The sequence below is a fragment of the Streptosporangium sp. NPDC048047 genome (assembly GCF_040653115.1).
In the GTDB taxonomy this organism is placed as follows: domain Bacteria; phylum Actinomycetota; class Actinomycetes; order Streptosporangiales; family Streptosporangiaceae; genus Streptosporangium.
Map to the genome: position 1 here is coordinate 107,268 of NZ_JBEZNH010000022.1, position 9,958 is coordinate 117,225.

General features: G+C 70.8%; 7 protein-coding genes. 4 read left to right on the top strand and 3 right to left on the bottom strand.

Annotated elements, in window-relative coordinates:
• The first annotated feature begins 66 nt into the window (after positions 1-66).
• Complete coding sequence (locus AB0D67_RS20565; protein ID WP_362937739.1) at positions 67-1,425, top strand: FAD-binding oxidoreductase; 1,359 nt, start codon at positions 67-69, stop codon at positions 1,423-1,425.
• An 11-nt stretch (positions 1,426-1,436) separates the two neighbouring features.
• Positions 1,437-2,696 (top strand): cyclopropane-fatty-acyl-phospholipid synthase family protein, encoded by a 1,260-nt coding sequence (locus AB0D67_RS20570; protein WP_362937712.1) that lies wholly within the window; start codon positions 1,437-1,439, stop codon positions 2,694-2,696.
• Between the two features lie 25 nt (positions 2,697-2,721).
• Here the strand turns inward: AB0D67_RS20570 and AB0D67_RS20575 are convergent, their stop codons facing one another.
• The 3 genes from AB0D67_RS20575 to AB0D67_RS20585 all read right to left on the bottom strand — a co-directional run bounded on the left by AB0D67_RS20575 (position 2,722) and on the right by AB0D67_RS20585 (position 7,907).
• Complete coding sequence (locus AB0D67_RS20575; RefSeq protein WP_362937715.1) at positions 2,722-4,203, bottom strand: hypothetical protein; 1,482 nt, start codon at positions 4,201-4,203, stop codon at positions 2,722-2,724.
• On the bottom strand, positions 4,196-6,208 hold the full coding sequence (locus AB0D67_RS20580) for a hypothetical protein (RefSeq protein WP_362937718.1): 2,013 nt from the start codon (positions 6,206-6,208) through the stop codon (positions 4,196-4,198). The genes AB0D67_RS20575 and AB0D67_RS20580 overlap by 8 nt, the downstream gene beginning before the upstream one ends.
• A 163-nt stretch (positions 6,209-6,371) precedes the next feature.
• Positions 6,372-7,907, bottom strand: coding sequence for a long-chain fatty acid--CoA ligase (locus AB0D67_RS20585; RefSeq protein ID WP_362937721.1), 1,536 nt, complete (start codon positions 7,905-7,907; stop codon positions 6,372-6,374).
• A 174-nt stretch (positions 7,908-8,081) separates the two neighbouring features.
• Between AB0D67_RS20585 and AB0D67_RS20590 the strand changes: the two genes are divergently transcribed.
• Positions 8,082-9,620 (top strand): GMC family oxidoreductase N-terminal domain-containing protein, encoded by a 1,539-nt coding sequence (locus AB0D67_RS20590; protein ID WP_362937724.1) that lies wholly within the window; start codon positions 8,082-8,084, stop codon positions 9,618-9,620.
• A 103-nt stretch (positions 9,621-9,723) separates the two neighbouring features.
• The coding region (locus AB0D67_RS20595) for a hypothetical protein (protein WP_362937727.1) at positions 9,724-9,958 on the top strand (235 nt) is incomplete at its 3' end.

Sequence of the window (9,958 nt, forward strand, 5' to 3'; positions counted from 1 at the left end):
CGAGATATACCGTGCTAGAGGCGATCTTCCTATGAGTGCTCCGGGGGTGAATGTCCTGTGGAACAGATGACGGAGATGGCGGCGCACCGCCGGGCCGTCGAACAGATCAGGCAGGCCTACGCCGAGATTCCCGAGGACGCGGCGCCGCGGCTGGCCAAGGCCACGACCAACCTGTTCCGCTTCCGCGACTCCTCCCGCGGCGCCAGGCTGTCGGCCCGCGACCTCGACAAGGTCATCGAGGTCGATCCGGTGACCATGACGGCAGAGGTGCAGGGCATGACCACCTACGAGCATCTGGTGGACGCCACCCTCCCGCACGGGCTCATGCCGTACGTCGTGCCGCAGCTGAAGACGATCACGCTGGGCGGCGCGGTGACCGGGCTCGGCATCGAGTCCACCAGCTTCCGCGACGGGCTGCCGCACGAGTCGGTGGAGGAACTGGAGATCCTCACCGGCGACGGCCGGGTCGTCGTGGCGCGCGACGACAACGAGCACCGGGACCTGTTCCGGGCCTTCCCCAACTCCTACGGCACCCTCGGGTACGCCCTCCGGATCCGGATCAGGCTCAAGCCCGTCCAGCCGTACGTCCGGCTCACCCACATCCCCTTCACCGACGCCGACAAGTGCATGGCCGCGATGCGGGAGATCTGCGAGAGCGGCGAGCACGAGGGCGAGCGGGCCGACTTCGTGGACGGCACCTACTTCGGGCCGAACGAGCTCTACATCACCGTCGGGCAGTTCGCGGAGAAGGCACCGTACCTGTCCGACTACACCGGGATGCGTATCTACTACCGGTCGATCCAGACCCGGACGCGCGACTGGCTGACCGTCCGCGACTACCTGTGGCGCTGGGACACCGACTGGTTCTGGTGCTCGCGCGCCTTCGGCGTGCAGGGCGCCCTGGTCCGCTCGATGATGCCCCGCAAGTGGATGCGCTCCGACGTCTACCGCAGGCTCGTCGGCCTGGACCGCAGGTACGGCGTGACCGCCCGGGTGGACCGCTGGCGCGGCCGGCCCGTGCAGGAGTCGGTCATCCAGGACATCGAGGTGCCCGTCGAGCGCGGCGCGGAGTTCCTGGAGTTCTTCCACGACAAGGTCGGCATGACCCCGGTGTGGATGTGCCCGCTGAAGTCGTCGGGACGGTGGCCCCTCTACCCGCTGGAGCCCGGCCGCCTCTACGTCAACTTCGGGTTCTGGGGAACGGTCCCGCTGCCCCGCGGCCAGTTCGACGGCTACCACAACCGCATGATCGAGAACGAGGTCCACCGGCTCGACGGCCACAAGTCCCTGTACTCCACCTCGTTCTACGAACGGGACGAGTTCTGGAAGTTTTATAACGGTCCGGTCTACTGGCCGGTGAAGCGGGCATACGACGCCACCGGCCGGTTGCTCGACCTCTACGACAAGTGTGTTCGGGGGCGTTAGGAGTTGATTCTGTGAAACTCGCAGAGATCTTCGAAAAGGTCGTCGGGCCCGAGGCGAACGTCCGCCTCACCGCCTACGACGGCAGCAAGGCCGGCCCCGCCAGCGCGGACCTCGCCATCGACATCAGGTCCCCCATCGCCGTCGCCTACCTGGCGCAGGCCCCCGGCGAGCTCGGTCTCGCGCGGGCCTACGTGTCGGGTCATCTCGACGTGCACGGGGACATGTACACGCTGCTGTCGAGGATGTGGTCGATCACGCTCGACGACATCCCGGCGAGCGAGAAGGTCGCGGCCGTCCGCGCCCTGGGCCTCAAGCCCCTGCTGATGCGCGTGCCCCCACCCCCGCAGGAGGTGCGCCGCAGCATGCTGGCCAGGCTGGGCAGCAGGCACGCCAAGGAGCGCGACGCCCAGGCGATCCACCACCACTACGACGTCTCCAACACCTTCTACGAGTGGGTGCTCGGCCCCTCCATGGCCTACACCTGCGCGACCTTCCCCCGGGAGGACGCCACGCTGGAGGAGGCGCAGTTCACCAAGTTCGACCTCGTCGCCCGCAAGCTGGGCCTCAAGCCCGGGATGCGGCTGCTGGACGTCGGCTGCGGCTGGGGCGGCATGGTCATGCACGCCGCCCGCGAGTACGGCGTCAAGGTGCTGGGCGTCACCCTCTCGCGCCAGCAGGCCGAGTGGGCGCAGAAGGCGATCGCCGAGGCCGGGCTGGAGGAGCTGGCCGAGGTCCGCCACATGGACTACCGCGACGTCACCGAGAGCGGCTTCGACGCGGTCAGCTCCATCGGCCTCACCGAGCACATCGGCAAGGACCAGCTGGCGAACTACTTCCGCTTCCTGTACGGCAAGCTCGTCCCCGGCGGCCGGCTCCTCAACCACTGCATCACCCGGCCCACCGGCAAGGAGAAGACGTTCAACGGGGGCGGGTTCATCAACCGCTACGTCTTCCCCGACGGCGAGCTGGAGTCGGTCGGCCACCTCGTCCGCGAGATGGAGGACACCGGCTTCGAGATCCGCCACGAGGAGAACCTGCGCGAGCACTACGCCAGGACCCTCCGCCACTGGTGCGACAACCTCGACGAGCACTGGGACGAGGCGGTCGCCGAGGTCGGCCGGGGCACGGCCCGGGTCTGGCGGCTCTACATGGCCGGCTGCATCGTCGGCTTCGAACGCAACAAGGTCCAGCTCCACCAGGTGCTCGGCGTGAAACTCGACTCGCGGGGCGACTCCCGCGTGCCGCTGCGCCCCGCCCTCGACTGGCCCTGATCCACCCGCGACGGCCCGCCCGGTCTCACCGGGCGGGTCCCGTGGGCGGCTTCCCGGTCTCCGAGGTCAGCTCCGTGAACCGGACCGTGCCGTCCGGCAGGAGCCGGACGACGGGCATCGCCTTGCCGACGGGTTCGCCCCGCCGGTCGAAGGTGATCCACCCGCTGGCGGCGGGCACGATCAGCGAGGAGCTGGTCAGCATGTTCGCGACGGCGCTCGCCGACGGCTGCGTGATCCCCTGCCCGGCCAGGACGTCCACCGCCCTGATGGCGGTCAGCATCGCGTCGTGATGCATGATGGCCTGCCCGTCGTCGAGGCTCTCGCCGGGGAACAACGCGGGGAAGCCGTCGGCCCCCTGCCTGAAGCGGTTGGCGATGACCTGCTGGACGGCCTCGGGGCGGGCGGTCCAGGAGGCGGGGTGGGCCAGCGCCGTGTAGTAGACCTCCAGGCCGGCCTCGGTGTCGTCCCAGATCCGCTGCCCGGACCGGTTGAGGTTGCTCGCGTCGTCGCCCGTCACGACGGTGAGCTTCCGGTCGACGCATGTCCTGCGGGTCAGCGCCCGCAGGAAGGCGGGCAGGTTCCCCCAGCGCCCGGCGAAGAAGACCACGCCGGCGCCGCTGTTGCAGATCCGCTCGGTCATCTGCGCCAGCACCGTGTCCGCGCCGTCGAGCGCGGAGTTGTAGGTGAGCGGGACGTCCAGGAGGCGGCCGGACCCCTTCGCGGCGGGAACGGCGTCCCCGAAGGCCGCGGTGAAGGAATCCGCCAGCGTCCTGGTGTAGGAGTCGTCCTCGTCCTCGTCCTGCACCATGACCGCGGTGAAGGAGCCGCGCCTGCCGAGGAAGTGCGCGAGAGCCCTGGCCTCGGCGCCGTTGGAGGGCGCCACCCGCACCATGGTGGCCTTGCCGGACAGCTCGTCGGAGGTGATGACGGCGCCCACCAGGGCGATCTCGGCGGCGGACAGCTCGTCGATCGCCCGCTTCGTCCCGCCCAGGCTGGAGCCCAGGCCGGTCACCGCCACCAGGTGGTCCGGTCCCGCCGCCCTCTCCTTCAGCTCGCGCACCGCGGTCCGCCAGGCGTCCGCGTCGCCCGAGGTGTCGGCGAGCAGGAGCTGCACGTTCGGCGCGCTCGCGTCCCCCTCGTTGTGGTTGCTCCAGCGCTGGGCGAGATACGACCCCTGCACGGCGTGCCGGACGCTCTCGGTGCTCTGCGTGCTCGCCGGGCCCGCGGCGGGGTCCAGCGGCAGCATCACCGCGATGCTCACGTACGGCGCGGCCTGCGCCCGCACCCACTCGTTCTCCTGGCGGATCAGCTCCGCGACGGAGGCGAGGTTCTCCGGATGGCTCCCCGAACCGTCGGTGACCGTGGGACGCGGCCGCAGGACGACGACCAGGGCGGCGACCAGGACGCAGGCCAGCAGCACGCACAGCAGCCAGAACCAGGAGGGGTGCGCCTTCCACAGGGGAGCCCTGCCGCTGAAGCCCCCGCCGGCGCGCCGCGGTTCACTCATCGTCGTCCTCCCGGTCGTAGCGTCGGGCCTCGTTGACCAGGACCGCTCCCCCCGTGACGGCGTACTGGGCGAGCATCCTCAGTTTCACCTGTACGCCCTGGCGTCTGCCGCGCAGCGGGTCCAGCACGGGGTCGGTCAGGAACCAGCGGTCGACCACCAGACCGCGCACGACCGCGATCCGGTCGGTGCCGCGCGGCCGGTCCCCGCCGCTGTCATCGGACCGCTTCTCATCGGGCTCCAGGACCAGCCTGCCGTACAGGTCGTCCAGCGGCACGCCGGTGGGAAGCCGGTTCGGCGCCGAGGTGATCCAGTTGTACTGCCTGACCCATTCGGCCATGTCGATCCGGTTGAACCGCCCGTCGAGCATCGTCACCACCTCCCGCAGGCGTCTCAGGCCCGCGGGCCCGGCGTCGACGCGGGCGAGCCGATGGTGCATGACCATGGCCAGCCCGTCGTGCGGCCCCTCGCGGGGAGAGCCGTACAGGCTCTCCATGCACTCGTGAGCGACGTCCCACGACGGCTTCCCGCCGCGCCGGCCGCGGGTGAGCTTCCGCAGCAGCAACCGCCGGAGCCAGGGATGGAGCACCGGCGCCATGTCCTGCGCCGGGTCGGTGCGCAGCCACATGCGCCTGTCGAGTGCCTCGCTGACGGACACCGAACGCCACCGCCGGGACAGCAGGCCGGCCTCCTCGGCGTCCGCCAGGTTGGCCGCGGCGGAGAGCGTGACCAGGTCGTCCAGGTCGCGGTCGAGGTCCCGGAAGAGGCCATGGGGCTGTTCCAGCTCAAGGGCCGCCAGCTTTCGCAGCGCCTGCTCCGTCCAGCCGTCGTTCTCCTCCCGGACGCCCCAGCCGCGCTCACGGTCGGCCATGGCCGCCAGCAGGCGCTCGACCGCCGGCGGGTACCCGCCGGTCAGCGCGTGCACGAACCCGGCGTGGCCCGGGCCCGGCCGCTGCCGGGTCCTCTCCCGCATCCGCGCCACCTGGGCGCGGCTGAGATCGGGCAGCAGCACCGGGTACCACCAGCGGCCCCGCGGGCCCGGCGCGCGGCCGGTGAGCCAGTCGGCGTGGCCCGCCCGCTGGACCCGAGGGGGATACCGGGTGCCGCCGGCCGTGAGCCGCTCGGGCGTCCCCGGCAGGTTCCAATGGGAGCCGACGTCGGGCCACGACCGCGAGGCGGCGACCACCAGGAGCGGGTCGTGCTCCGGCGGCTCCGGCAGACCGGCCCGGTGGGTCCTTGCGGCCGTCAGCGCCCACAGGAAGGACCGCCCGCAGGGGGTGTCGGCGTCGTCCAGCAGCAGCAGGCAGTTGCGCGGCCGCCATCCCCGCGACCAGCCCTCCCGCAGGTCCTCCAGAAGCGCCTCGCAGACGATCTGCCCGGCCAGCGGGAACCCCTCCTTGGTCTCGCCGAGCTGGACCAGGCCGAGCGCGCCGCCGGGACCGAGGCGGTCGCGGTACCAGTCCATGGCCCTGCGCTCCAGGAGCTCCACCAGGCGCCGTCCCCGCGCCACCCTGTCGATCAGCCCGGTGATCACCGGGCCGACCGGCGGCATCGGCAGGACCCCGCCGAGGAGATCGAAGATCTCCTGAAGGGTCCTGGCGTTGTCCGGGATCCCGCGCCGGCCGCGGATGAGCTCATAGAGCTTCTGCTCCGCCTCCTCCTGTCCCAGCTCGGGATCCAGGGAGAGCACCAGGTTTCCCAGCACCACCCGCGGCAGTTTGACGGGCGAGAACTGCGGCCACCGGTCGCCCATGACGCGCCTTGCGACCTGCGCCGCCATTTCCCAGGGCCGTATTTCGGGCTGCCGTGCGCAGTCGAAGTGAAGGAAAGGCAATGAAAAGGAGGCCGCGGCGTTTTCCGCGACCTCCTCCAGGATGGTCGTCCGGCCGCTCCCGCGCGGGCCGAGAAGCACGATGACGGGCAGCTCACCGCGTCCCGGCCCGGTCTCGCGGTCGAGGCACTCACCGATCAGCCGCTCGCAGGGGGGCGTCAACTCGCTGGTCGCCATTTCGGTCCGCCTCCGGCGTTTTCCGGCCGACTGCGTCGGGGCTCACGATGAGAACCGTCACGCCCCCCGATGGCGTTCTGTTTTCAGCCTAACCCACGTCTCCGGGAAACGCTTTGGAGTTCGGACACCGAAGCACTCCGGTTTTCTGCGGAATGGCGGCCGGCTACCGGAGTTCGCGCTTGAGGATCTTCCCGGTGGCGGTCATCGGCAGGGAGTCGCGGAACTCGATGATCCGCGGATACTTGTAGGCCGCCATGTTCTCCCTGCACCACTCCGACAGTTCCTGCTCGGTGACCGTCGCGTCCGGCGTGCGGATGACGTACGCCTTGACCTCCTCGCCGTGCGACTCGTGCGGCACCCCGACGACCGCGGTGAGGGAGACCCCCGGGTGCGTCATCAGCACCTCCTCCAGCTCGCGCGGATAGACGTTGAAACCACCCCGGATGATCATGTCCTTGACGCGGTCGATGATCGAGTAGTAGCCGTCGGAGTCGCGGACGGCGATGTCCCCGGTGCGGAACCAGCCGTCCCGCATCGCGTCGGCGGTCGCCTCGGGCCGGTTGTAGTAGCCCTTCATCACGTTGTGGCCGCGGATCGCGATCTCCCCGGGGCCCTCGCCCTCGACAGTCTTCCAGTCGGCGTCGATCAGCTTCATCTCCACGCCCCAGATCGGCGTGCCGATCGTGCCGGGCTTGGTCGGCCGGCTCGGCTGGTTGAAGCAGGCCACCGGGGAGGTCTCCGACAGGCCGTACCCCTCCAGGATGCCGATGCCGAACGTGGCCTCGAAGTCCCTGAGAACCTCGACCGGGGAGGCCGAACCACCCGCGACCGCCGCCCGGAGCGTGGTCGGCACCTCGTCGCCGTCGGCGTGGACCTTCGTCAGCATGGCCCAGTACATCGTCGGCACGCCCGCGAACAGGGTGACCTTCTCCTCGCGCATCAGCGTCAGCGCCTCACCCGGATCGAAGCGCGGCATGAGCACGACGGTGCCGCGGCGCCGGAACCCGAGGTTCATCACGACGGTCTGGCCGAAGGAGTGGAACAGCGGCAGCGCCGCCAGGAACGCGTCGCCGTCGTCGCCCCGGGGGAACATCTCGTCCGACACCATGGCGTTGAGCACCATGTTCTGGTGGCTGAGCTCGGCGCCCTTCGGCTGGCCGGTCGTGCCGCTGGTGTAGAGGATCACCGCGGTGTCGTCCGGCGCGGTCTGCACGGTCTCGAACTCGCCGGACACGCCGTCCAGCGCCGCCCACAGGGTCTCGCCGTGCTCGGACTCGGTGGCGAACGCGGTCGCCGGCAGCACGAAGAAGTGCTCGGTCCCCGCCGCCCCCTCGAACCCCTCCCGGCCGCGCGCGCCCAGCGGCAGCTCCGGGGTGCCCTCGAAGCAGAACAGCGCCTTGGCCTCGGAGTCCTCCAGGTGGTAGGTGATCTCCCTCGTCTGCAGAAGCACGTTGAGCGGCACGACCACGGCGCCGGCCTTGAGGATCCCGTAGTACACGAACGGGAAGTAGGGCAGGTTCGGGCAGGCCAGCGCGACCTTGTCGCCCTTGCCGATCCCGCGGGAGACCAGCAGGTTGGCGACCTGGTTGGCGATGGTGTCGACCAGGGAGTAGGGGAGCCGCAGATCACCGAAGACCAGGGCGGTGCGATCGGGCTGCTGCCGGGCGCTGTCCTCCAGCACGATCGACAGATTGAGCATGGGCGTCCTCCTCCTGACAGGCTTCTGACGAGCCCATACTCGCAGTCTGAGATACCTGCCGGTAGGTAAGCCAGGTCACAAATTGACGGGTAATCGACGGAGGAGTATGCAGATGTGAGCCCGCTCACGGGGGAGGCGAGCCGACACCGTCCGTATGTCGAAGGGTGCTGGCGCATGGTGTACGACTACGTGATCGTGGGAGCCGGGTCCGCCGGCTGCGTGCTGGCCGGCCGTCTCTCCGCCGACCCGGCGGTGACCGTGGCGCTCCTGGAGGCCGGTGGCCGGGACGACGCCTTCGAGGTCCGGGTGCCGGTCGCCTTCCCCAAGCTCTTCAAGACCCCTCGCGACTGGGACTTCTCCACCGTCGGGCAGCCGGGCATGTCCGGCAGGCGGCTGTACTGGCCGCGCGGCCGGATGCTCGGCGGCTCCTCCTCGATGAACGCCCAGATGTGGGTGCGCGGCCACCGCGCCGACTACGACGGATGGGGTGTGCCCGGCTGGTCCTACGAGGAGGTCCTGCCGTACTTCCGGCGGGCCGAGCGCCGCGTCGGCTCCAACCACGGCGACGTGTACGGCACCGGCGGCCCGATCGTCGTCTCCGAGTTGCGCAGCCCCAACCCGGCCACCGCCGCTTTCCTGCGGGCCTGCGAGGAGACGGGGATAGCGCGCCTGCCGGAGCTGAACGGCCCCTCCAACGAGGGCTGCTGCCCCACCCCCGTCACACAGGACCGCGGCCGGCGCTGCAGCGCCGCCGACGCCTACCTCAGACCCGCCGCGAAACGCCCCAACCTCACGATCATTACCGCCGCCCCCGCCCGCCGCGTCCTCATCGAGGACGGCCGCGCCGTCGGCGTCGAGTACGGCGACGGCGCGGTGGTGCGGGCCCGCCGGGAGGTGATCCTGTCGGCCGGGGCGATCGGCTCGCCCCACCTGCTCATGCTCTCCGGGGTGGGCGCGGCCGACGAGCTGTCCGCCCAGGGGATCGAACCGGTCCGCGACCTGCCCCAGGTCGGCCACAACCTCCAGGACCACCTGGCGGCGGCGATCATCCTGCACTGCCCCGAGCCGATCACGCTGGCCGGAGCCGAGACGACCGGCAACCTGCTGCGCTTCCTGCTCGCTCGCCGGGGCATGCTCACCTCCAACGTCGGCGAGGCCGTCGCCTTCATCCGGACCGCACCCGACGAGCCCGCCCCGGACATCGAGCTGGTCTTCGCGCCCGTCCCCTTCGTCGACCACGGCCTGACCCGCCCCAAGGGGCACGGGCTGACCATCGGCGCGGTCCTGCTGCACCCGGAGAGCCGGGGGCGGATCCGCCTCGACGGCCGCGACGTGGTGATCGACCCCGCCTACCTGTCGGCCCCGGCCGACGTCGGACGGCTGGTGGCCGGGCTGCGGGCCGCCAAGGGGCTGTTCGCCGCCGTGGCGCTCAAGCCGTACGCCGGGCCGCCGATGGACCCCTACTGGGGCGCCGAGACCGACGAGGAACTCGCCCGTTGGGTCCGCGAACGCGGCGAGACCCTCTACCACCCGGTGGGAACCTGCCGGATGGGAGCCGACGACGAGTCGGTGGTGGACCCCTCACTCCGGGTCCGCGGCGTGGCGGGCCTCCGGGTCGCCGACGCCTCGGTCATGCCGGCCATCAACCGGGGGCACACCCACGCCCCCACCGTCATGATCGCCGAACGGGCCGCCGACCTGATCGCCGCCTAAGCCTTTCCCCATCGGAGGTTCGGACGGGTCCCCGCCGACGGTTCCGGGGCTCTTCCCGCTGCGGCGGGTGTTCCGGGTTTCCTCCGGCCTGGGGAGTTTCCCTGTGACCTGGTCGAGCCGATGGTTGTGGGTGTTCCGGCTTTCTTCATGCCTGGGGCGTTTCCCCTGTGGTTTGCGCGGGTCGGGGGTTGTCGTGCTGGGCGGTGGTTCGCGCTGCGGTGGGTGGGTGTTCCGGCCGGCGCTGTGGTTGCTGTCCGGTGCCGACCGGCCTCCGGCCTTGGTGTCGGGCGCGATGGTTGCGGGCGTTTTGAAGCCGGCCGGAACACCCACCCACCTCC

What these genes read in the sequence shown, in the direction of transcription:
- AB0D67_RS20575 (WP_362937715.1), bottom strand. Translation starts at nt 4,203, where the DNA reads ATGAGTGAACCGCGGCGCGCCGGCGGGGGCTTCAGCGGCAGGGCTCCC.
- AB0D67_RS20585 (WP_362937721.1), bottom strand. Translation starts at nt 7,907, where the DNA reads ATGCTCAATCTGTCGATCGTGCTGGAGGACAGCGCCCGGCAGCAGCCC.
- AB0D67_RS20580 (WP_362937718.1), bottom strand. Translation starts at nt 6,208, where the DNA reads ATGGCGACCAGCGAGTTGACGCCCCCCTGCGAGCGGCTGATCGGTGAG.
- AB0D67_RS20590 (WP_362937724.1), top strand. Translation starts at nt 8,082, where the DNA reads ATGGTGTACGACTACGTGATCGTGGGAGCCGGGTCCGCCGGCTGCGTG.
- AB0D67_RS20565 (WP_362937739.1), top strand. Translation starts at nt 67, where the DNA reads ATGACGGAGATGGCGGCGCACCGCCGGGCCGTCGAACAGATCAGGCAG.